At 40.8% G+C, this 23,205-nt stretch carries 18 protein-coding genes; 16 read left to right on the forward strand and 2 right to left on the reverse strand.

From position 1 onward, the window contains the following. Positions 1–19: 19 nt before the first annotated feature. The 8 genes from A5870_RS03030 to rbsK all read left to right on the forward strand — a co-directional run bounded on the left by A5870_RS03030 (position 20) and on the right by rbsK (position 9,251). Positions 20–1,756, forward strand: a complete 1,737-nt coding sequence (locus A5870_RS03030; RefSeq protein WP_086291761.1) for an ABC transporter substrate-binding protein — start codon at positions 20–22, stop codon at positions 1,754–1,756. A gap of 173 nt (positions 1,757–1,929) precedes the next feature. Beyond that, on the forward strand, positions 1,930–3,396 hold the full coding sequence (locus A5870_RS03035) for an alpha-L-fucosidase (RefSeq protein WP_086291762.1): 1,467 nt from the start codon (positions 1,930–1,932) through the stop codon (positions 3,394–3,396). A gap of 10 nt (positions 3,397–3,406) precedes the next feature. Then, the gene (locus A5870_RS03040) at positions 3,407–4,216 is read left to right on the forward strand and encodes an alpha/beta hydrolase (protein ID WP_086291763.1); all 810 of its coding nucleotides are present in this window, start codon (positions 3,407–3,409) and stop codon (positions 4,214–4,216) included. 150 nt (positions 4,217–4,366) lie between these two features. Continuing rightward, positions 4,367–5,380 (forward strand): LacI family DNA-binding transcriptional regulator, encoded by a 1,014-nt coding sequence (locus A5870_RS03045; RefSeq protein WP_252086055.1) that lies wholly within the window; start codon positions 4,367–4,369, stop codon positions 5,378–5,380. A gap of 140 nt (positions 5,381–5,520) precedes the next feature. Then, positions 5,521–6,441, forward strand: a complete 921-nt coding sequence (gene rihC, locus A5870_RS03050; RefSeq protein ID WP_086291765.1) for a ribonucleoside hydrolase RihC — start codon at positions 5,521–5,523, stop codon at positions 6,439–6,441. Between the two features lie 12 nt (positions 6,442–6,453). Then, positions 6,454–7,824 carry a C4-dicarboxylate transporter DcuC gene (dcuC, locus tag A5870_RS03055; RefSeq protein ID WP_005234077.1) on the forward strand — a complete coding sequence of 457 codons (1,371 nt, stop codon included), beginning with the start codon at positions 6,454–6,456 and terminating at the stop codon, positions 7,822–7,824. Between the two features lie 4 nt (positions 7,825–7,828). After that, positions 7,829–8,323: a GNAT family N-acetyltransferase gene (locus A5870_RS03060; RefSeq protein ID WP_086291766.1), complete on the forward strand. Its 495-nt coding sequence runs from the start codon at positions 7,829–7,831 to the stop codon at positions 8,321–8,323. A gap of 4 nt (positions 8,324–8,327) precedes the next feature. After that, positions 8,328–9,251 (forward strand): ribokinase, encoded by a 924-nt coding sequence (gene rbsK / locus A5870_RS03065; RefSeq protein WP_086291767.1) that lies wholly within the window; start codon positions 8,328–8,330, stop codon positions 9,249–9,251. A 47-nt stretch (positions 9,252–9,298) separates the two neighbouring features. On the opposite strand, the gene A5870_RS03070 is transcribed toward rbsK, so the two are convergent. Beyond that, positions 9,299–10,396, reverse strand: coding sequence for a GntR family transcriptional regulator (locus tag A5870_RS03070; RefSeq protein ID WP_086291768.1), 1,098 nt, complete (start codon positions 10,394–10,396; stop codon positions 9,299–9,301). A gap of 194 nt (positions 10,397–10,590) precedes the next feature. Between A5870_RS03070 and A5870_RS03075 the strand changes: the two genes are divergently transcribed. Genes A5870_RS03075 through A5870_RS03095 form a run of 5 tightly spaced genes read left to right on the forward strand, consistent with a single transcriptional unit; the run spans position 10,591 to position 16,016 of the window. Continuing rightward, entirely contained in the window at positions 10,591–11,481 is an 891-nt protein-coding gene (locus A5870_RS03075) for a carbohydrate ABC transporter permease (protein ID WP_086291769.1), read from the forward strand. A gap of 12 nt (positions 11,482–11,493) precedes the next feature. Further along, positions 11,494–12,360 carry a carbohydrate ABC transporter permease gene (locus tag A5870_RS03080; RefSeq protein WP_086291770.1) on the forward strand — a complete coding sequence of 289 codons (867 nt, stop codon included), beginning with the start codon at positions 11,494–11,496 and terminating at the stop codon, positions 12,358–12,360. Between the two features lie 18 nt (positions 12,361–12,378). After that, the gene (locus tag A5870_RS03085; protein ID WP_086291771.1) at positions 12,379–13,635 is read left to right on the forward strand and encodes an ABC transporter substrate-binding protein; all 1,257 of its coding nucleotides are present in this window, start codon (positions 12,379–12,381) and stop codon (positions 13,633–13,635) included. Then, the gene (locus tag A5870_RS03090; RefSeq protein WP_086291772.1) at positions 13,632–14,684 is read left to right on the forward strand and encodes a glycoside hydrolase family 76 protein; all 1,053 of its coding nucleotides are present in this window, start codon (positions 13,632–13,634) and stop codon (positions 14,682–14,684) included. Before A5870_RS03085 ends, A5870_RS03090 begins: the two co-directional genes overlap by 4 nt. Before the next feature lie 42 nt (positions 14,685–14,726). Further along, a complete protein-coding gene (locus A5870_RS03095) occupies positions 14,727–16,016 on the forward strand; it encodes a glycoside hydrolase family 125 protein (protein WP_086291773.1) in 1,290 nt (429 codons plus the stop codon). A 798-nt stretch (positions 16,017–16,814) separates the two neighbouring features. On the opposite strand, the gene A5870_RS03105 is transcribed toward A5870_RS03095, so the two are convergent. Then, positions 16,815–18,029 carry an amidohydrolase family protein gene (locus tag A5870_RS03105; RefSeq protein WP_086291775.1) on the reverse strand — a complete coding sequence of 405 codons (1,215 nt, stop codon included), beginning with the start codon at positions 18,027–18,029 and terminating at the stop codon, positions 16,815–16,817. A gap of 175 nt (positions 18,030–18,204) precedes the next feature. Between A5870_RS03105 and A5870_RS03110 the strand changes: the two genes are divergently transcribed. From A5870_RS03110 to A5870_RS03120, 3 genes are all read left to right on the forward strand, one after another. Then, positions 18,205–20,316, forward strand: a complete 2,112-nt coding sequence (locus A5870_RS03110) for a glycoside hydrolase family 65 protein (protein WP_081117925.1) — start codon at positions 18,205–18,207, stop codon at positions 20,314–20,316. 204 nt (positions 20,317–20,520) lie between these two features. Beyond that, positions 20,521–22,401 (forward strand): BglG family transcription antiterminator, encoded by a 1,881-nt coding sequence (locus A5870_RS03115; protein ID WP_081117926.1) that lies wholly within the window; start codon positions 20,521–20,523, stop codon positions 22,399–22,401. 3 nt (positions 22,402–22,404) lie between these two features. After that, the gene (locus tag A5870_RS03120; RefSeq protein WP_086291776.1) at positions 22,405–23,190 is read left to right on the forward strand and encodes a tyrosine-protein phosphatase; all 786 of its coding nucleotides are present in this window, start codon (positions 22,405–22,407) and stop codon (positions 23,188–23,190) included. Positions 23,191–23,205 lie beyond the last annotated feature (15 nt).

The raw sequence follows: 23,205 nt of genomic DNA on the forward strand, positions 1-23,205 counted from the left end.
ACAGGAAGGGGAAAAACAAATGGAAAGCAAAAAATGGTTGAAAAAAACAGTAATGGGTCTCGTATGCGGGGGAGCCTTGCTCGGGTTAGCTGCCTGCGGTTCATCGAATGAATCTTCGAATGAAAGTTCTAATGATAACAGTGAAACACTAACGATCGATGTCTACAATAGTGTTGCTAATTATATGGGCATCCAAGGCGGATGGTTTGGTGAATTAGTTAAGGATAAGTTCAATATTGAGTTAAATATCATTGCGCCTAATGTCGCAGGTAACGGTGATACCTTGTATCAAACTCGTACCGCAGCCGGTGATTTAGGTGATTTGATTATCATCAATAATGGAAAAGAGTACAATGAATTGGTACAAGGCGGCTTACTGTATGAATCATCCGAATTGTATGAATCAATGGAGAACTTAAAGCAGTATGATGGTGCTGTCCAATTTTTGAATGAAGGACAAGATGGAATTTATGGTTTTCCAACAGAGGTTTCCACTTCTGCTCCTGATACTTCTTCTGAAGGACTTGATTTGAATGTAGGGCCTTACTTGCGCTGGGATCTTTATAAGGAAGTCGGCTATCCAGAAATGAATACCTTGGAAGATCTGCTTCCAATCCTTCAACAAATGCAAGAAGCCAAAGGGACAACCGAAGATGGTAAACGCGTCTATAGCTTCTCCTTGTTCAGCGATTGGGACGGTGATTCCATGTCAAATGCAGTTCAATTAGCCCAAATGTATGGCTATAATACAGTAGGATATGCATTGGCGAGAGCTGATGGTAGTGATATCCAAGGGCTGTTGGATGATGATTCAGAATATATGCGTGCGTTGAAGTTTTATTATGAAGCAAATCAAATGGGGCTAGTTGATCCTGAATCTACGACGCAAAATTATGACACTCTTTATTCAAAATTCCAAGGCGGCCAAGTTTTGTATTCGTGGTTCCCATGGTTAGGTCAATCTGCTTACAACACGACCAAAAATATGGATGAAGGTGTTGGGTTCATGCTGGCACCGATCAAGGATCAAAAAAATTATTCTGATGGTGCTAAAGTCAACGGTGGAAATCTTTTCATTGGCATCGGTTCAAATGCAGATGATCCACAAAGGATTTCTGAATTTATCGATTGGCTATACTCCCCAGAAGGAATTATGGCGAATTCGTCTCAAACCGTCGGTGGTTCCGGTCCAGAAGGATTGACTTGGGAAGTCGGCGAAGATGGTGCGCCCGTATTAACAGATTTCGGGAAAGAAGCATTGATCGATGGCGATGCAGATGTACCAGAAGAATTTGGTGGTGGCAGTTATAAAGACGGTGGTTCAGCATTGAATTTCAACTCTGTCTTGCTGATCGATGAAAACCCAAATACGGGCTATCCTTATAATTTCAATCAATGGGATTCGTATGCAGAAGCCACTTCTAATGCATTGAAAGAAGACTGGTCGTCTCAAATGGGCGGTGCTTCAAGTGCCATCGAATTTTTACAAGAAAATGATCAAATCATGGTAGCACCAGGTGCTACATTTGTTACCCCAGAAGATAGCTCTGAAATTTCTACGCTACGAAGTCAGATCGGATCAACGATCAAAGAATTCTCATGGAAAATGGTCTTTGCTTCTAACGAAGAAGAATTTGAACAGTTAAAAGATGAAATGCAGAAAACCGCAATTGGTTTAGGTTATGAAGATGTCTTGGCTGTTGATATTGAAAATGCTGAGAATCAAAATAAAGCAAGAGAAGAGATTATGAAATAAATGACAGCGAATCTGTACGAACCGGTTGCTTAAATTGCATAAGAAGAAAGTCTGGCAGAAAACGAGTTGACGTTTTTTGCCTCTCTTTCTTTTTAAGTAAAACTAGATAACGATACTAGCTGTCTGAAAAAAATATAGCAGTGATTCGCTGCTTTTCACAAGGAGGATGATCCATGATCACGATCGAAAAAATCAAACAAGTCGCGCACCAAGGCCCCTTTTTCCCAAATTGGCAGTCATTGGGCGCTTTTGTTCTACCAGAATGGTTCCCCAAAGCAAAATTCGGGGTCTTCATTCATTGGGGATTGTATAGTGTTCCTGCATTTAATAACGAGTGGTACTCCAGAAATATGTACATCAAAGACCATCCGGAATACGATCACCATATCAACACCTACGGTCCGCAAAAAAACTTCGGCTACAAAGACTTTATTCCCATGTTTACTGCAGAAAAATTCGATGCAAATGAGTGGATTCAACTGATCAAACAAGCCGGTGCCAATTATCTTTTTCCCGTTGCAGAACATCACGATGGGTTTCAGATGTACAAAAGCGAGCTGTCTGAATGGAATGCGGCAGTTATGGGACCGAAAAAAGATATTCTTGCGGAATTAAAAGAGGCAGCTGAGGAACAAGGCCTGCATTTTTGTACCTCATCTCATCGTGCCGAACATTGGTTTTTTATGGGACACGGTAAGGAATTCGACAGCGACATCAAGGAACCGTTAGAAAAAGGCGACTTTTATTGGCCTGCTATGCCAGAACCTGATAATCAAGATTTGTATAGCGAGCCATATCCATCAAAAGAGTTTTTAGATGATTGGCTACTGCGAACTTGTGAATTAGTCGATAACTATCAACCAGAGCTGCTCTATTTTGATTGGTGGATCCAACACGAAGCCTTCAAGGAGCACCTGCAACTTTTCGCTGCTTACTATTACAATCGTGGGGCTGAATGGGGCAAAAAAGTTGCTATCTGTTACAAACATGATGCCATGATGTTTGGCAGTGGTATTGTGGAGATCGAACGGGGAAAATTTGCCGAACCACAACCTTTTTACTGGCAAACAGATACAGCGATCGCTCGTAATTCATGGTGCTATACCACAACGTTGGATTACAAAACAACGCGTGAGATCTTACAGGTTTTGATCGAAGTCGTCAGTAAAAATGGCAATCTCCTTTTGAATATCGGGCCGAAAGGGGATGGTTCGATCCCAGAAAAAGATCAAACGATCTTAAAAGAAATCGGCACGTGGCTTGATGTAAACGGTGAAGCCATTTATGAAGCGAAACCATGGCGCAAAGCTGGGGAAGGACCCACGACCGTTGTCTCAGGACAATTTCAAGAGGCACAGGCGACGACATACACGAGCCAGGATTTCCGCTTTACGGTTCAGGGGGATTCGTTGTATGCTATTGGCATGGCAAGTCCTGAGAATGGACACGCAAGGATCCAAGCACTGGCCCAGTCTAAAGATCAAAATTTGCCAGAATTTCACGGCATCATCCAAACCGTGACGATTCTAGGATACGAAGAACAGCCTGTTGATTGGCAAGTGACCGATGAAGGCTTGCAACTAACTTTTGAACCAATTGAAACCGACCAACCAATTGTCTATAAAATTACAATGAAATGAGGCGCAATCCGTGATACATGAAAAAAGAACCGCACTTTTACCAGAAAGCCAAGCCAGTTTAACCACGTATGTCATGGAAAATTCTCCTGAAATGGAACCAGATCGTGTTCGACCAGCGGTCATCATCTGTCCTGGCGGCGGCTATGAAATGTTGTCTGATCGCGAAGCGGAACCCATCGCCATCAAAATGATGAGCTTTGGTTTCCAAGCCTTTGTGTTGCATTATAGTATCAAACCGGCTGTCTATCCGTTAGCCTTAAAGGAATTGGCGGCTGCCGTTCGTCTTGTGCGCACCAATCATGAGGTCTGGCACGTCGATCCTGAAAGAATCATTGTTGCCGGTTTTTCAGCTGGTGGTCACTTAGCTGCTAATCTGGGTGTGTCTTGGCAGCAACCTTTTCTAGCAGAGGCTTTACAAGGAGCCAATGAAGAATGGCGTCCTAACGGGTTACTGTTGAGTTATCCGGTCTTATCTAGTGGTGAACTTGGGCACCAAGATTCCTTCCGTTCATTATTAGCAGAACGCTATGAAACAGAAAAAGCCGCTTTGTCCTTAGAGACTTTAGTCAATGAACAGACACCGCCGACGTTTCTTTGGCATACGTTAGAAGATGGATTAGTCTTGGCGGAAAACAGCCTCCTTTTTGCCGAACAGCTGCGCAAATTTAATATACCTTATGAGCTGCACATTTTCCCTCGCGGTGGTCATGGACTAAGTTTAGGAACACCGGAAACCGCCAACGGCAATCAACACGGGATCGAAGCATCGGTTGTCCGTTGGCCAGAATTGTTTGCTGATTGGGTGAAGTGGAACATCTAAGAGGAATGCAAAAAACAGTATAATCTTTAATCAATCATCTTTGTCGAATTCTCAAATCCGTTTTTTCAGCAGTATAAAAAGGATTTACTGAAAACATAAGATTGAGTGCTTGGTTCATTTACAAAATTAGGAAAGCGAAAGGGGTATTCAGTGAAAGTCAGATTAAAAGACATTGCAAAAGAAGTAGGTGTATCGATCGCAGCCGTTTCTCAAGTGTTAAATGACAAACCGATTCGGATCACAGAAGAAAAAAAACAGCAAATCAAGCGCTTGGCGGCAGAAAATAATTATACGCCGAATGCTGCGGCTAAAAGCCTGGTTTTGAAAAAAACCAATACGATCGGACTGATCATCCCAGATATCAACAATCCTTTTTTTGCCAACTTGGCCAAGGTCTTAGAAGATTTGCTGCGAAAACAGGGGTATCTGCTGATTTTGGTCAACTCAGATGATAAAGTTGACGTTGAGAAGGAATTGATTCAGCTCCTGATTGACCGCAACGTTGATGCGTTGATCATCGCCCTTTCAACCGAATCCTACGCGGATGAGGTACAAACCAAAGAACGATTGAAGAATCTTTCGGTTCCAATCGTTTTGGTTGATAGAGGAATAGATAACTTTGAGGTCGATCAAGTCTTTTATAATAATCGGCATGGGGGATACATTGCTACCAGTGAGCTAATAAAAAAAGGACACAAAAAGATCGGTACGATGATGAACCCTGATAAAAATATCAATTGTGTGTATCGATACCAAGGCTATTTAGATGCGCTGAAGGAATTCAATCTCCAACGAAAAGACAGTTGGCATGTGGTAACAAAGTTCCAATTTGAAGACGCCTATGAAAAAGCAGACATTCTCTTAAAAAACCGAGAAGTAACCGGCATTGTTGCTGGCAACGACTTGATTGCATTGGGAATTATGAAGCGTGCCAAAGAACTAGGAATCAAGGTTCCAGAAGATGTTTCGATCGTAGGATACGACAATCTTGTTTTGAATGATCTTTTAGAAGTATCTTTAACGTCTGTGGAACAAGATGTAAATGATTTAGGTGAAAAAACGGTTCTTGCCTTGATGAATGCAATCAGCGGACAGAAGCCACGTTACGTCCAATTGACACCTAGATTGATAAAAAAGAACAGTGTGACTGAAAGAGTTTCCTAGCGAAACTCTTTTTTCACTATTGACAGCGCTTTAAAACAATGCTATTCTTTGTGTGAACATTAGATAAAACGCTTTATCAGATGTTCGCTTTTTTTAGGAAAATGATAAAACGTTTTATCAAAGGTGAGAGGAGAATACGTATGTCAAAAAAAGAAGTCATTATTGATACGGATCCGGGGATCGATGATGCAGTTGCGTTGGGAATTGCTCTATTTAGTGAAGTCTTGGAGGTCAAGTTGATCACGACAGTGGCCGGAAATGTCGGTATTGAACATGTCACCAATAATTTACTGAAACTGCTTTCCTTTTGGGATTTGTCGATTCCAGCAGCACAAGGTGCATCTCAGCCACTAACGCGAGCAGTCAAAGATGCCAGCGATGTTCATGGGGTCACAGGAATGGCCGGCTATTCATTTCCAGAACCAGATCACTCATTGCTGCTGGAAACTTCAGCTGTGGAAGCGATGTATCAAACGATCAAAAAGAATAAAGAAAAAATCACAATTGTCGCATTAGGTCCTCTAACGAATATTGCTCTTTTGCTTAAGCTTTATCCAGAAGTCAAAGAAAAAATCGATGAGATCGTTTTAATGGGCGGAGCCTTAGGCAGAGGAAACTTTGGTGTATTGTCAGAGTTCAATATTGCGATTGACCCCGAGGCTGCAACGATTGTTTTTGAGAGCGGCTTACCACTTTCTGTAGCACCATTAGATGTGGGCGCCAAAGCGCTTGTTTACCCAGAAGACAGTGCAAAAATCAAAGAAATGAATCAAACCGGAGATATGATGGTTCAATTATTCAAAAAATACCGTGGTGGCAGTTTTGGCACGGGGCTGAAAATGTATGACAGTTGCGCGATCGCTTATCTTTTGTGTCCAGAGATGTTCACTGTTCAAGAGACTTTTGTTGCGATCGAAACACAAGGAGCCTACACAGCAGGTGCGACAATTGTCGATCTCAACAATCGTCTGAAGCAGAAAAACAATTGCCGTGTTTGTGTCGATATCGATGAAGCGCTCTTTAAAGAATGGTTTTTACAGGCAATCAGCAAGTGTAAATAGGAGGGGAAAGAAATGATAGAAGCGATTTTAGTACTCGTTGTTTTGGGGATCGTCGGATATTTTATTATTAAGAGTTATAATCCAGCATTGATTTTGATTATTGGGGCACTTGTCTTGCTTTGTGCATCCGTTGCTTTAGGAAATCCGCTTTACCCAGAAGGCGAAGGGACTGGCTTGGCCTTATTCGATATTTTTTTAAAGCTTAAAGATACGATCATCTCTCAAGTAAGTTCTGCTGGTCTAGTGATCATGATCTTATTCGGATATTCAGGTTATATGAATCTCATTGGTGCCAATCAAAAAGCTGTCAATATCCTGGTTCAGCCAATGACCAAAATCAAGTCTAAGGCATTATTTATTCCGATCGTTTTCTTATTAGGGAATTTGATGTCGTTAGTCGTCCCAAGTGCATCTAGTTTGGCAATAATTTTGATGGCAATCCTTTATCCACTGCTTCAAGGGATTGGTATCTCTTCCTTAACAGCAGCCGGAGTTATCGCAATGACTGCCACGATCATGCCGACGCCATTAGGTGCGGATAATGTGATTGCGGCTCAGACATTGAATTACAACATCTTAACTTATGTTCTGTACCATGCGAAAATTTCCATCCCAACATTGCTGATCATGGCCATTGTTCATTACTTTTGGCAAACGTATTGTGATAAAAAAGAAGGCAAAGATGCCTTTGTAGAACTAAAAGAAATTGAAAGTAAGTCAGAAGAAACGGCTGTTCCTGGATTTTATGCAATTTTACCACTCCTTCCTTTGGTGTTGATCATTATCGTTGGTATAATCGGTATATTCAAAGAAGGTGTAACAATGGATATTTTCGTCCTAACGATGATTTCCTTTTTTGTCGCATTACTGATTGAATGTTTGAGAAAGAAATCTTTCAAAATCGCGCAAGAAAGTGCAGTGGAACTATTCAAAGGAATGGGACAAGGGTTTAGTCAAGTAGTCATGTTGGTTGTGGGTGGATCATTATTTACCACAGCTATCCAAAGCTTAGGAGTGATTGATTCACTAATGAGTGCGGTAGAAAATTCTCAATCTGCTGGCGTGTTAACGGCATTGATATTCAGCGGCGCAACCGCATTGTTCGGTATTTTGAGTGGCGGAGGATTGGCGATGTTTTACGCTGTGATTGAACTGATTCCCGATATTGCCGCTAAAGCGGGTATTGACGGGATTTTAATCGCCTTGCCAATGCAGATGATCGCCAATCTTGGCAGAACGATCTCACCAGTTGCCGCTGTAATTATGATTGTGTCTTCTTCAATCGACGTCAGCCCTGTTCGGTTACTGAAACGAACCAGCGTTCCAACGATCGTTGGGATTATAGCAGTGGTCATTTTGTCGTTGGTATTGCTCCCTTACTAGAGTCATGAATGAACTTCAAAGGGCGTCACGGCAAGAATTAGCAGAGATTTTTCAAATGTTCATCGAAGCAAAGCAGCAGATGAATAGAAGGAAAATCTACCAGTGGACTGATACTTATCCCTCCCTAGAAATCTTAGCGAAGGATATCGAGAAAAAGGAACTGTTGGTGTTGAAGGATGAAAATAAAAACATTGTAAGTGCCGGTGTTTTGTCAGTTGACTCATTGTCAAATTGTAGCAAAAAATATCATGGGATAAGAACGATTCAGCGACTCGTTGCGAGACCATCTCAAGCGGGGCAAGGCTTTGGCCGCCAGTGGATCAGAAGCTGTTTGGAACAACAGTGTGATGAAGGGGAAACACTTCTTTCAATCACAAATCATACCAATCTGCCCATGCAGCGATTATTTGTAAAAACAGGGTTTTTAAAGGTTGGTGAAACGACCATTGAGGGTCGGGAAGCCTTTGGTCCTTTTTATATATTCAAGAGAAATAGGTGATTTTTTGAGTAAGATAACGATTTTAGGTAGTGTGAACATGGATATCGTGATCACGACAACACGAATGCCGAGGATCGGCGAAACGATCATTGGGGAGCAAATTGATTATTTTGTCGGGGGCAAAGGAGCAAATCAAGCAGTGGCAGCTTCTCGTTACGGTGCATCAACAAAATTTTTAGGGAAAATCGGGGAAGATACTTTTGGGGAAAAGGTTCTTCAGCACCTCAGCAGAGAAACTCTCGATTTATCGGCTGTTTCCCGTGAAAAAAATATGTTCACAGGAATTGCGAGTATTTTTAAATTAGCAGAGGATAATTGTATCACTGTCGTCCCCGGTGCGAATGGACTGATCGATGAAGCCTACGTTCAGCAAACAATCAGTGAACTTTCACAAGGGGATATCTTACTTACTCAACTGGAAATTCCTGTGGAAACAATCAAACAAGCATTGATTCTTGCCAAGAAAAAAGGAGTTCTAACGATTTTGAATCCTGCTCCTTACAATGAAATCGTACCGGAACTCCTGCCATATATTGATATTTTGACACCAAATGAAACGGAATTTGCCGCTTTGATCGGTAAAGAGGCCATTTTGGAAGACGAAATTGAGCAGATCATTGCTGATTGGCAAAAAAACTACGCTACGCGAATCGTTGTCACACGAGGAAGCAAAGGGGTAACATTTGTAGAAAAGTCACAAGTTGTGACGATTCCATCGAACAAAGTTTCAGTTGTAGACACTACCGGTGCGGGGGATACCTTTAATGGCATCTTGGCAGCAGCTTTAGGGGAAGGAGCCGATTTTTATGAAGCCGTTTCTATGGCGAATAATGGAGCTAGTCTGTCCGTTCAAAAGCTGGGGGCTCAAACAGGGATGCCACTGAAAAGTGAAATAGCAGAGTTTATGAAGCAGAAAGCGGAGAATTAGAAAAACTTCTGATCAAGTGTGATTCTTGATCAGAAGTTTTTTTGAAGTTAATGTGTTTTGGACACCACTGAGTCTCCTTCAATTAAACGGTACCCTAAATTGATTTTTTCAATTGCTTCAGGATCAGCAATTTTTTGCAACAAAACTTCAACCGCCTTCTGACCAATGGCTGTCTGGTTTTGTTTGATATGGGTAAAAACGAAAGCATTCAGATCAAAAATATTTATTGTTGGGTGATCAAAGCAGACGACGGAGTAGTCTTGGGGCACTCGTTTGCCGATTTTTTCGATCGCACTTTTTGCAAGGAGTGCAATATTATATTCAGTGGTAAAAAGAGCAGTGATTTGGGTGTTTTCTTCTAAAAAACTGACAATCAACTTTACATCGTCTTCAATACTGCGAGAAGAATTTGGAACGACAGAATCGATCATTGATAAAATTTGATTTTGACTGACTGCCCGATTCTCATCGACATGCGCCGCTAAAAAACCATTGACACGTTCGTCAATCGTTGAGACGCTGCTGTCAGAAGTAATCAATCCGAGTTTTTCATGTCCCTTGGCAAATAAATAACTAGTCAGTTCTTTGGCTGCTGAAAAACTGTCGGTTTGAACGCTACATATCGGTAAGTTCGCCATCAAACGATCAATAACCACAATTGGAAAATTCTTCGAAATTAGTTCAAGAATTTTAGGAGAAGTGTATTCTGAGGAAGTAGGCAATAAGACAAGCCCTTGAATTCCCATCTCAACGAGTTCTTGAATCAATCTGTTTTCTGTTTCAGGATCGCCATAACTTATTTTTACAATAAAATGTATTGCTTCTTCATTCGTTTTTAAGATAGAACGAAGAATTTGCGCGCCAAAAAAGTCAGTAAAATTTGTGATGATCAATCCAACGATTAGTTTCTTAGGCGAAATATCTGTTTTTTTGTTATTGACAACAACTGAGCCCTTTCGAGGCTTTCGGAGAATGTAGCCCTCTTCCTTTAGAAGATCAAGGGCTTTTTTTACTGTGATGGTACTTACTTTGTAGGATGTTGATAGTTCTTTTTCTGTCGGTAATGTCTCGTTCAAGGAGACGACTCCTGATTCAATTTGTTGTTTTAATTCTTCATAAATGACTTGGTACAATGGCTTACTCATTTTCACGCCTCCATTTCATTAATAATCGCATTTATCTATATATTAAATATATTATATTGATAAAGCAAGCGGTTTATTCGATTAAATATTTATGAAACCGTTGACATTGCCAAAACTATTATATATAATTCGATTATAAAGTTAATGAATATAATAAATCTTTTTAATGTTATATTGAATAAGGGGGTTGCTTGATGGAAATCGTGAAGAAGAACAAACGCGGGATAAATGAACAGCAAAATATTGCTTATTGGTTTATATTGGTGCCGGTTTTCTTACTTGTTGTGTTTGCAATTGTTCCAATTATTATGGCGCTTTATTACAGTTTTACGGATTACAATATTATAGAGAGTCCCAATTGGGTTGGGTTTAGAAATTTTACTAGAATTTTTCAGGATGAATTTTTCTTTATTTCCTTAAAAAATACAATTGTATATACCTTTCTATATGTTCCGTTAGGATTGATCGTTTCTTTAGGAGCTGCAATGCTCCTCAATCGAAAAATGAAGACTACAAGCTTGTTTCGAACGTTTTTCTATCTTCCGGTTTTATGCTCATCAGTTGCTACCGCAACCATCTGGTATTGGCTATTGAATCCCCAAGTTGGGTTATTAAATCAATTGCTCGGATTGATTGGAATCAATGGCCCCGCTTGGTTATACAGCTCAAACTGGGCGATGACTGCAATCGTAATTATGAGTGTATGGATGAGTTTCGGTGGAAATATGATGATTTTCTTGGCAGGGCTTCAAGGAATCAATCCAGCGTTATATGAAGCAGCGGATATTGAAGGAGCAAATTCATGGCAAAAATTTCTCGGCATTACTTGGCCGCAATTGTCTAAAACTACTTTTTTGGTTAGTACACAGTTGATCATTGGTGCATTTCAAGTTTTTGATCAAGCATACATGCTGACAAAAGGCGGTCCGGGAAATTCCACCATCACGATTGTTTACTATATCTATAATAAAGGGTTTGGTGGTCTGGAGATGGGCTATGCCTCTGCATTGTCATTTCTGCTGTTTATGATTATTTTCGTTTTCTCTTTGATCAACATGCGTCTGACAAATAAAGAAACAAATTAAAGGAGAAAAGTTATGACAAAAATAAAATCTTTTCGAACAGTTTCTTGGTATTTCATGGTGATTATAGTCAGTTTAACAACAGTGCTTCCATTTGTATGGACGATATCAACTTCCTTCAAATCAGATAGTGAGATTCTCAGCGGTTCAATGAATATCATACCAAGTCAGTTTACCTTTGATCACTATCGGGAAGTTTTTAAGACGATGCCGTTTCTGACTTATCTAAAAAATTCGCTGATTTTAGCACTTGGAGGTGTCGCAACGAATCTGTTTTTTGGTTCATTGGCTGGGTATTCTTTTGGACAACTGAGATTCAAAGGAAAAAAAACAATTTTTTTAGTCTTTTTAGCTTCGATGATGGTGCCAGGAATCGTCACGATGATTCCCACATTTATCGTCTTACGGGGATTTCCTTTAGCTGGTGGAAATAATCTTGTCGGCTCCGGCGGGCTGGGTTTGATCAATTCTTATTGGGCGATTTTGCTTCCTGGGGCTGCAGGTGCTTTTTCAATTTTCTTCATGAAGCAATTTTTTGAACAGCTGCCTAGAGAGCTTGGTGAAAGTGCACGGATGGATGGAGCCACTGAGTTCAAAATTTTTTGGAATGTTTATTTTCCTTTAGCCAAGCCTGCCTTAACAACATTAGGTATCATGACTTTTCAAGCAGGATGGAATGCCTTCATGTGGCCAATGATCGTTTTGAATGCTGAAGAAATGAAAACTGTTCAAGTGGGGCTGGCTGCTTTTCAATACAATTATAATACTAATTATGGACCATTGATGGCAGGTACTATTTTAGCAACATTGCCTGTACTCATCCTATTTATTTTTGCACAACGCAACTATGTTCAAGGAATGGCCGATGCTGGAATTAAATAAAAAAGAGGAGGAAATGAAATGAAAAAAGTTTTAAAAGGATTTCTGTTAGCAGGGGCGATCACATTGCTAGGTGCTTGCGGCAGCAGTAATGAGCAGACTGACCAGACAGACGGGGAGAAGCAAACGATTACCTTTTGGGGATCGTGGAGCGGTGATCAAGTTGATCAGCTGAATCAATTGATCAATCAATACAATGATAGCCAGGATAAATATGAGGTTGCTTATAAAGTACAAGACAATGTAGAAGAAAAGCTACTGACTGGTATGGCTGGCGGCGAGATTCCAGATGTCATTTTATGGGATCGGGTGAATACGGCAATGTACGCTCAGAAAAATGCACTGTTGGATTTAGATGATTTAATTGCGGAAGACAATATCGATATGACTTCTTTTTATGAAGAGACAGTGAAAGAGATGCAATATGAAGAGAAACAATACGGGATTCCGCTTTTAGTAGATAATCGCTCGCTTTTTTATAATAAAACTTTATTAGACGAAGCGGGCGTCGAACCGCCAACAACCTGGGATGAATTGTTAGATGTCGCAGAAAAAACGACAAAATGGGACGGAAATACACTTGTCCAGGCTGGTTTTTCATTAGATGATGTCGGTTTGTTCAATATGTGGCTTCAACAAGCAGGCGGCAGTATGTTGAATACCGATAATACTGCAACAGCGTTTAACTCTGAAGCAGGTATGGAAGTTTTGGACTTTTGGGATAAGCTGATGAATGAAGCAAAAGTTTATCAACAAGGGTTTAACGACGGGTCTGATGCCTTTGCCGCAGGAAAAGTAGCTTTGGCATATAATGGTCCTTGGGCATTGGCTGACTATGATAAAGTAGATGGATTGGAATACGGTATCGTACCGCCGATGACAGGGCCAAATGGTGATAAAGGCGCATTGACAGGAGGATTCGGATTAGTGATTCCGAAAACTGCTAAAAATCAAGACGCTGCATGGGACTTTATTAAATGGTGGACTACAAATCCAGATGTCGGTGTTGAATTTGCTAAAATCTCAACGTGGTTGCCAGCAAATATCGAGGCAGCGCAAGATCCTTACTTTACGGAAAATGAAAAATATAAAGCTTTTGTGGAAACGATGGATTTTGCTAAAATCCGTCCAACTGTGACTGGTTACTCTGATGTTGAGAGACTCGCATTGATTCCACAATTAGAAAATGTATTTTCTGGAAAAATCAATGCACAAAAAGCCCTTGAAAATGCCCAACAGCAAGGTGATAAAATTTTGAAAGAAGGATCAGGAGAATGACCGATTTTAATAACTATGCGGAGCTTGCTCAGGAAAGTATTGACTATTTCTACAAAGCAGAAACACCAGAGCAATTTGTAAACAATGTGTATCCATTAAGAAATGTGGAAGAAAACACTGTTTTCAACTATTGGTGGATTGCTCATTTAGTCGATGTCCGCATTGATGCTTATTTGAGAACAAAGAAAGAACAGTACTTGCAAGCTGCGGAAGAGACTTATCGCTATAATAAACAGCGAAATCAGGGAACACTGCTTCATGAATACTACGACGACATGCTTTGGAACGCTTTAGCCGGCCTACGCTTGTATGAATTGACTCAAAAACAGGAATATTTAGAAGATGCGCGGGAAGTCTGTCTCGATATTTTTGATACAGCCTGGAATGATCACATGAATGGCGGTTTTGCGTGGAAAAGAACACAGCTTGATTATAAAAATACTCCGGTAAACGCACCGATTATGATTTTAGCCCTAAGACTGTATCAAATAGAAGCAGATGAACGCTATTTGAACACTAGTCATGAGACGCTCAAGTGGATGAGAGAGCACTTAGTGAATCCTGAAACAAAATTTGTAGAAGATGGTATCAATCGAAATGGTGATGGAAAAGTCGATGTTCAATGGCAATTTACCTATAATCAAGGAGTGTATATTGGCGCTTTGATCGAGTTTTTTCATGTAACGAAGGATCCCACTTATTTAGAAGAAGCACTGCGTTGTGCAAAAACGTCCATTGAAACAATTGGGGCAAGTGGTGTGTTCGATGACCAAGGAGATGGAGGAGATATCGGATTATTTAAGGGAATCGAATACCGATACTTAAAATTATTGTTTGAAAAAGCACAACAATTTGGATTGGATGCTTCCTTCATTAAATACTTTGTTATTTCCAGCTGTGAACTGCTCTTACAGCATAGTACAAAGGAACATCATTTGCTGACTTACCGAGATTGGCTTGTGGAGGAATTGCCTGAAAGTGTTTATTTATCAGATCAATTGTCGGGAGTCATGGCATTGGAAGCAGCCGCGGCAATAGAAAAATTTTAGAAAAACTGGGAAACCAGTTTTTCTTTTCAAGAGGTGGAAAGAATGCCCTATCAAAAAGTACCAACTGTTGTGAAAGAATTTATGGAAGAAATCACCGAGCTATGCGGAGTAGAGCACTCCAAGTGGGCAGAAAGTTTTCAGGCAGCGTTTGCCAATACCGTCCTTACGACAGTAAAAAAGCAGAGTGATGGCAGTACCTTTGTGTTGACTGGAGATATACCCGCGATGTGGCTGCGGGATTCAACAGCACAAGTCCGTCCTTATCTTTACCTTGCAAAAAAAGACCAGGGGTTGGCTGATATGATTGCGGGTCTAGTAAAAAAACAATTTACGTTTATCGCTATTGATCCTTATGCCAATGCTTTTAATGAAACGGAAAACTTTGCCGGGCATCAAGAGGATGATACGAGGATGAATGGCTGGATCTGGGAACGAAAATACGAGGTTGATTCTCTGTGCTATCCTGTGCAATTGGCGTATTTACTTTATAAAAATACGGGACGTACCGATCATTTTGATGCTGCCTTTGTCAAAGGAGCGAAGATGATCATCGATGTATTTCGCATTGAACAAGATCATGAGCAATCTACCTATCGTTTTACACGTGACACTGTGAGACAAGAAGATACACTGACAAATGGGGGCAAAGGAACGCCAGTTGCTAAGACGGGAATGACTTGGTCGGGATTTAGACCTAGTGATGATGCATGCCGGTATGGTTATTTGATTCCTTCCAATATGTTTGCTGTTGTGATTCTTGATTACTTGAAGTTCATTTTTACCACTATTTTAGAAGAACCTGAAATCGTAGATTCTGCTTCAACTCTGCGTGAGGAGATCCAAGCAGGGATTGACAAATACGCCTACACGACAAATAAAAAAGGAGAGACAGTTTACGCTTATGAAGTAGACGGATTTGGCAATGCAGTGATTATGGATGACAGCAATGTACCAAATTTGATTTCAGCACCTTATCTGGGGTACTGCTCAATGGAAGATCCAATCTATTTAGCAACTAGAAGAACACTCCTTAGTCGAGAAAATCCTTATTTTTATCAAGGAAAGTATGCAAGCGGCATTGGTTCATCTCATACACCTGAGAACTTCGTATGGCCGATCGCAATGGCTATGACGGGATTAACATCGAAAGACAAAACAGAAAAAGCCAGTATCCTTGATCAATTAACGGCTATTGACGCTGGTACAAAGTTGATGCATGAAGGAATCAATGTTGATGATCCAAGTGATTACACCCGAGAATGGTTTTCTTGGGCAAATATGATGTATTGTGAATTAGTAATGGACTATTTTGATTTTAAGGTGGAAAAATAAATGAGTTTTGGAATCCATTTAGGTCATACACAAGTCAATTGTAGTCTTGCTGGATAACTAGAAAATAATTGTTTCAAAAGAGCAAAGATAATCGATCCATAAAAATCAACAAAGAAAATTGTTTGCTTTTTTAATCACTATTCATTGGTCACTCTAAGAGTGCACAGTTTTATACCCGTTAGTGCGAATAAAGCGGCTGATGATTAGGAGCATATTTTATCATTACCAAAACCAGGTGGACACAATATTGATTTTGGCGGACTTTAATGCGATTTTATATGCTTCCTGTTTTTTGAACAGCAGATATGAATACTGGAATGTGTGGGGAAATGAAAGAAGACGCTGAAAAAAAAGCGATGCAAATATTTACCTATATCGCTACCGAAAAGATAACTATGAGGTATCATAAAGACTACTTGGCGGACTTTCTGCTGGACCGACTATTGAAGTATGCACAGAAGAAAAGGGGAAGTTTCTTTTGGAAAACAACTCGGTCTGGCAGTTTATGACTCACTATATTGCACAGGCATTGATCATTTAAACACATTTGGTTACACTAAATCGTATCAGTTTAGAGAGAAAGGTAATGAATCCTAAACATCTGATCACAAAGTATCGTGCATAGTCTCATAGGTAATTTGGAGAGGACATGTAGATGGTGAGAATTAAAGAATGATCGTCTTTTCGTATTTTTTTAACGCAAGAGGTTTGAAAGACTATGTACAACTACGGCTATTCCTGAAAAAAGGCATCTGCGCCTCTAAAAAGAAGCGCAGATGCCTTTTATATAGGTAAGATTTATGCGGTGAAAACAACCGTTCCTCGATAAAAGCTTTTGCTGACGAAGCCTTTGCGGGCAACGAATTCTGCCGTACAAGCAGCTGGTGTCAGTAAGAAATCAGCTGAGTCACCAACCTTAGGCCATTGCTGCGCACCGTTTTTATCCAATGGCACTTTGCCATCCGTGACTAAACCTAATGCTTGCGTCAAGTCTTCCTGACTTTTGACGGCAAATATCTCTAAATAGCGGGCCAGTTTTTCTTGTAAAGAACCATCTCCTAGAGAAGACCAGGAATCATAGACGTTGTCGCAACCAATATGAACAGCAACGCCATAGCTTTGCAATTCCTTAAGCGGTGGAATCGTGCCAGGGCTGATGGGAATACTTGAAATGATATGGATCTCTAAGTCTGCTAAGGCTTGAAAGACTTCTTTGCGTTCTGTGCCTTCAAAGTCATTTAGACCAAAGGCGTGACTGATCGCCACTTTTCCTTGCATATTGAATTCCTTCGTCAAACGAATCATTTCTTTGACGGTCGCTCTGCCAGCTTCTTGCCGATCATGAAGATGGAGGTCAATCCCGACATGTCCTTTTTGAGCAAGTTCAAAAGTTGTCCGTAAGGAAGCCTGGTAATCTTGATCGAGTGTATAAGGATCAACACCGCCAATAAAAGATGCTTTGCCCGTTGCTAAGGCTTCTTCAATCAAATAAGCAGCATTTGAGCGCAATAAGCCATGTTGTGGGAATAAGACCAACTCCGAGCCAAAAGGTTGTTCGGCAACTAATTCGGTAATTGCATCAAAATAACGCAGCTGAGTCATTGGTTCAATATCAATATGTGAGCGGAACATCACCGCACCATGAGGCAGTTCTAAATCAATCAGCGCTTGTCCACGTTCTTTGATCGATAGTGGTAAGGCATCTAATTGGGGAATCTCAGTTTCAAATCGTTCTACCAAGCTAGCTGCCGGCGTTACTGGACGCCAAGGAGTACCTAATTTACTTTTGTCCAAATGACAATGTTTTTCGATTAATCCTGGCAACAATAACTGATTTTCCCCATCAATGATCGTCGCTTCGCTTGATGCCTGCCATTCGGTCATCGGCACGATTTCCGCTATTTTTCCATCATTGATCCCGATTGCTGTATTTTCTGTTTTGGTTCCATAAGACCAATCGCCTTCTTTTAAATAACTCGTCTCAAGTTGTACATTTGTAAGCCATAAATCCAAGAAATCGCCTTCTTTCGTGTTTGCTTCATGGTATCATACATTCGCTGCTCGGCTCTAAAGAGATGCTTGTGGCAAAAGGACGAAGTGCTGAGCCTTGCAATCAATGGCTAGAAGTGTAGGATAGAAACTAAGTGAAGATAACGAGGAATAAACCAAAAGACTTGGAGGATAAAGGATGAAGAAAAACGACTTTCTATTGACAGCTGATGAGCTGTCCCATCAGAAAATGGAGTATCTAGAAACATTGTTCGCTTTAGGAAATGGGCAAATCGGCGTCCGTGCAGGGCATCCTTTGAAGGTCAATCAACTGTATCCAGGAAATCCTGGGGCGTTTGTCAACGGCTTTTTTGACAGCGAGCCGATTCAGTATGGCGAATGGGCTTATGGGTATGCAAAAGAACATCAAACGATTTGCAAACTGCCCAACTTGCGTGGAGTTATTTTGAAAATCGGCGAGGAGGATTCTTCGGTTGAGGAATGGCAAGTCGAACGAACCCAAATGAGTCTTAAATTAGCTGATGGGGTTCTAACGGAAAGTTATCGGATCACTACTCCGACTGGAAAGTCTTTTGAGTTGGGGTTAACTTCGTTTGCGTCAATGACGCGCAGTGAACTCTATGTTTGTCGCTATGAAGTGATAACAGCCGATTTTTCAGAACCGATCGAACTCTCCCACACATTAAATCAGCAATTCTCTGTCAATAAAATAGATGATCCTCGAGTTGCCAGTAAGAATCATCAATTGGAAAAAGAACAAATGGGCGCATACCAAGTATGGACAGCACCAAATAGTCAAAAGAAAATCGCTATTCAGCTACATCAAGAAAAGCAGCATTTGACTGTTGGAGAACCGTCAACTTCGATTTTTCAGGTCAAATTGTTGCAAAGGATTGGTGAGACACCATTTCAGCAGAGCGTCGACAAGTTTTCTGTCCTATTAAAAGAACAAGCGGATTACTATCAATCTTTCTGGCAAGCCAGCGATATTCAAATTGTGGGTGATGACTATTTGCAAAAAGGGATTCGATTCAATTTGTTTCATTTGAATCAAGGTGCTGGGCGTGATGGGAAAACGAATTTTGCCGCAAAAGGGCTGACGGGTGAAGGATATGAAGGACATTATTTTTGGGATACAGAAATGTATCTGCTGCCGTTCTTCATTTATACGAACCCCGAGATAGCCAAAAGCTTGCTTTCCTATCGTGCAAGTATTTTGCCGCAAGCCAAAAAACGAGCACAAGAATTGAATCAAGCAGGGGCCTTGTTTGCTTGGCGCACGATTGACGGTAATGAAACGAGTGCCTATTATCCAGCAGGTACAGCACAGCTGCATATCAATGCCGATATCGTGTATGGCTTTCAATTATATGAACGTATCACGGGTGATCAAACCTTTATTGAAGAAATTGGTCAAGAAGTCGTTTTTGAAACAGCGAAATTCTGGTTTCATTATGGCACGTTTGCTATAAAAGAAGGACAAGAGCGATTTTGTATTCATGGAGTGACAGGACCAGACGAATACAGCGCTTTGGTAAACAACAATTTTTATACAAACAAAATGGTACAAAATAACTTACGCTATGCGGTCGAACTGGCAAAACGCTACAATGTCTATCAAGAAATGATTGCTGATTGGGAAAAAGCGGCTGACTTGATGTACTTCGGCTATGACGAAGAGCGGCAGTTAACGAAACAAGATGATTCGTTCTTAGATCAAGCGCTGTGGCCATTTGAGGAAACACCATCTGAGAATTATCCGCTTCTGCTTCATTATCATCCAATGGTTATTTATAAGTATCAAGTATGCAAGCAAGCAGATACGGTTTTAGCAGAGATGCTGTTTACCCATGAATTTTCAGCAGATCAATTAACAAGAGACTATGACTATTACGAGCAGGTGACGACCCATGACTCCTCGTTGTCTCGTTCCATCTTTAGTGTGATGGCTAGCCGAATCGGCGACACTGAAAAAGCGTATCGCTACTTCATGGATACTGCACTGATGGATCTCAACGATTTGCAAAAGAATGTTGTAGATGGTGTTCATGCAGCCAATATGGGTGGTAGCTGGTTGAGTTTGATTTATGGTTTTGCTGGTCTGACCTATGATCGGGGACTTCATCTGGCGAATCATTTGCCGCAGAAAATCGAATCATTGACGTTTACGATCACTTATCAGCAAGAAGCAATCAAAGTGAAGCTTCAAGGAGGAGAAATCGAATGCTGGCTGCTGCCTGACAGCAAGCTGCACATTGTCAAAGAGAAGCATGGACTTTGGATCCAGTAATACACCTCGACTATCGCTGTTTAGTTATAAGAAGCTTGTTCCATTAAATAGAACCAGTCCCGTCGCAAGGATTTTCGCTTGCGGCGTTTTTTTTTTGACTTATTTCATAAAACTTCTTGTAGAAATTTCCCCTAATGAAAGGGAAGATATACCTATGGAGGTTGCTTGGGTTTGACTCTAAACTAGTAAGCGAGGGAGAGAGAGATGGAAAAATTAAGCCTATTGTTGTTAAGAACACTTTCGGAGCATGACGGTTTTATGACGAGTAAAGCGGCTGCTACCGAGTTGGGTGTTAGCAGGAAAACCGTTCGCCGTTATGCAGAAGAAATCAACCAGCATCAAGAACGATACGGTTGTATGATTCAAGCGAAAAAAGGGAGTGGGTTGTATTTACAAATAACGAACGAAGAAGCTTTTCAGCGAAGGAAAGAACAAGCGGCCCACAATGACGACTTTGTTTCTAGAATTATTGAATTCTTTATTCAAGAAGAAACGTATATTAAATCCGAAATGCTTTGCGAACGCTTATTCATTTCTCAAAGCAAGCTATCTCAAGAATTGAAAAAGCTGCGACGGATACTAAGCCATTACCAGCTCTCCATTCAAACGAAGCCGTATTACGGAATGAAACTTAGCGGCAGCGAATTTGACTTGAGACGGTTTATGGCTAGTAATTATTTGCAAAGAACCCATATCAAGCAGTTAGAAGAGGGCACAATCAGCGAAGATACACCGTCGCTTCTTCACCAGCAGATAAAAGCGATCGTTTCGTCGGAGTTTTCGCAAAAAGCCTACCCCATGTCGGAGGCTATTTTGAACAATCTGGTAAATCATTTAGCGATCGCTGTCTTACGCATGCAAAGCGGCCGCTACTTAGATCGAAACCTACCGATCAGCGGCAGGACCAATGATGAACAGACATTACTAGGAGAGCGAATCATCGCCAGAATTGAAAAAGAGTGTGCTGTACATTTTACCGAATACGAGCGAAATTATGTTTTAGGGCAAATCGTTGGCAAACGAGTAGTCCCTAGAAATGAAAAGATGACTGTTTCTGATGAAGCAGCAGAATTGGTCAGCAAAATTTTAAAAGCGATCAAGGAAAGCCGCCAAATCGATTTCAGTAAAGACTTGGATCTGCAAACGATGTTGATGTTGCACTTTGCTCCGCTGATCGATCGGATCGAATTGGGGATCGAGCTGAAAAATCCTTTGTTGAATGAGGTGAAGGTACACTGTAATGTCGCTTATGATTTAGCCATTATTGCCGGTCAAGTCATTGCAAAGCAATTTGAAAAGACCATCAGTGATCATGAACTCAGCTATTTGGCGATGCACTTTGATGTGGCTTTAAATAAGAAAGATTCGCAAACACAGCGCAAGTATATTTTAGTGGTCAATGACCTCGGCCGAGCGGCCAATACCTTCCTTAAAGAGAAATTTGAGTTTTATTTTCGCAATTATATCAAGAAAGTCACGGTATGCAATCAATATGAATTTTTGCAAATGATCGAAGAGCAGGAGTTCGATTTTATCTTTTCTTCGATTCCACTTCCTTACGAAGGAACGATTCCTGTTATGAATGTTGATTATTTTATGCAACCGGATATGATCAAAAAGATCGAAGCCGCATTGGCCGCTGTCTTCACAGAAGAAGTGCTTTTGAACTACTTTAAGGAATCGTTATTCATCTGTGAACAAGAATTTGAAACAAAAGAAGCGGTGTTGCATTTTTTATGCCAACAAATCAAAGAACAGTATTCAATGCCTGAGAATTTTGAAACCTTAGTTTTTGAACGAGAAGCCTTTTTTGGAACCGATTTCTTGCCGTCAGTCGCTTTCCCTCATCCCAATGCACTGATTGGTTCAGAAACGGTGATTGCCGTTGCAAACTTGAAAAAGCCAGTGTTCTGGTACAAACAGACGGTTCGTCTCGTTTTCTTATTAGTGATTGCGGAACAAGATCATTTAAAAGTGAAACCGCTGAATGATCATTTGATCAAACAATGTTCTTCGTTGGATAAAGTAAACAAACTAGCTGCGACAACGGACTTTATGACGTTCATTAATTATTTAAAGGAGTAGTATATGACAAATGAAAAAGTAACCTTAGAAGGTGCGTATAATTTTCGCGATTTTGGCGGCTATCGGACCAAAGAGGGCAAATACGTAGTGACTGGAAAACTATACTGCTCAGACGAATTGAGCAAATTGACAGAAGCCGATCAGAAAAAATTAGCAGCTCTGGGAATTGAGAAAATTATTGACTACCGCAATGCCCAAGAAAGAGCAGACAATGAAGACAAACCCATTGGGAATGCTCAGATCCTTTATTTGACGCCAATTGCTGATATTGCTGCTTTAGCTTCTTCAGAAGAAGGGGAGCCAATGGCACTTTCTGCAGAAAAAATCACCGCCGAAGTTGCAAAAGAATTGATGATTCGGCAAAATTATGAATTTGTTGAAAACAGTCAATGCAAGACCGTTTTTAAAGAAGTATTGGACATTCATTTGGAAGCTGAAGGTGCAGTGGTTCAGCACTGCCGTGGTGGCAAAGACCGCACCGGGTATGGGGTTGCCCTGATTCAGTTACTGTTGGGTGTCAGTTATGAAGAGGTCATGGAAGATTACCTGCTGACCAACGAGTACAAAAGGGAGAAAAATACCAAGAGTCTCAAGCTGATACAAGAAGAAACGAACAACCCCGATTTTGTGGCAGCAATGCGATACTTCAAAGAAGCTGATCGGTGTTTTTTACAAACCGCTTTGGATTTGATTGAGGCTCATGGGGGGATTGAAACGTATGTAAAAGAAGAACTGGGTTTTTCACAGCAGAAAATCCAGCTGCTTAAAGATAAATACTTGCGGGATTAAGTGAAGGAGGACCTT

Origin of the sequence: Enterococcus sp. 2G9_DIV0600 (assembly GCF_002140615.1) — a bacterium.
Taxonomy (GTDB): Bacteria; Bacillota; Bacilli; order Lactobacillales; family Enterococcaceae; genus Enterococcus_D; species Enterococcus_D innesii.

Bases quoted from the DNA above. Each gene is read 5' to 3' on its own strand.
- A5870_RS03030 (WP_086291761.1), top strand. From the start codon at position 20: ATGGAAAGCAAAAAATGGTTGAAAAAAACAGTAATGGGTCTCGTATGC.
- A5870_RS03035 (WP_086291762.1), top strand. From the start codon at position 1,930: ATGATCACGATCGAAAAAATCAAACAAGTCGCGCACCAAGGCCCCTTT.
- rihC (WP_086291765.1), top strand. From the start codon at position 5,521: ATGTCAAAAAAAGAAGTCATTATTGATACGGATCCGGGGATCGATGAT.
- dcuC (WP_005234077.1), top strand. From the start codon at position 6,454: ATGATAGAAGCGATTTTAGTACTCGTTGTTTTGGGGATCGTCGGATAT.
- A5870_RS03060 (WP_086291766.1), top strand. From the start codon at position 7,829: ATGAATGAACTTCAAAGGGCGTCACGGCAAGAATTAGCAGAGATTTTT.
- A5870_RS03070 (WP_086291768.1), bottom strand. From the start codon at position 10,396: ATGAGTAAGCCATTGTACCAAGTCATTTATGAAGAATTAAAACAACAA.
- A5870_RS03075 (WP_086291769.1), top strand. From the start codon at position 10,591: ATGGAAATCGTGAAGAAGAACAAACGCGGGATAAATGAACAGCAAAAT.
- A5870_RS03080 (WP_086291770.1), top strand. From the start codon at position 11,494: ATGACAAAAATAAAATCTTTTCGAACAGTTTCTTGGTATTTCATGGTG.
- A5870_RS03085 (WP_086291771.1), top strand. From the start codon at position 12,379: ATGAAAAAAGTTTTAAAAGGATTTCTGTTAGCAGGGGCGATCACATTG.
- A5870_RS03090 (WP_086291772.1), top strand. From the start codon at position 13,632: ATGACCGATTTTAATAACTATGCGGAGCTTGCTCAGGAAAGTATTGAC.
- A5870_RS03095 (WP_086291773.1), top strand. From the start codon at position 14,727: ATGCCCTATCAAAAAGTACCAACTGTTGTGAAAGAATTTATGGAAGAA.
- A5870_RS03110 (WP_081117925.1), top strand. From the start codon at position 18,205: ATGAAGAAAAACGACTTTCTATTGACAGCTGATGAGCTGTCCCATCAG.
- A5870_RS03115 (WP_081117926.1), top strand. From the start codon at position 20,521: ATGGAAAAATTAAGCCTATTGTTGTTAAGAACACTTTCGGAGCATGAC.
- A5870_RS03120 (WP_086291776.1), top strand. From the start codon at position 22,405: ATGACAAATGAAAAAGTAACCTTAGAAGGTGCGTATAATTTTCGCGAT.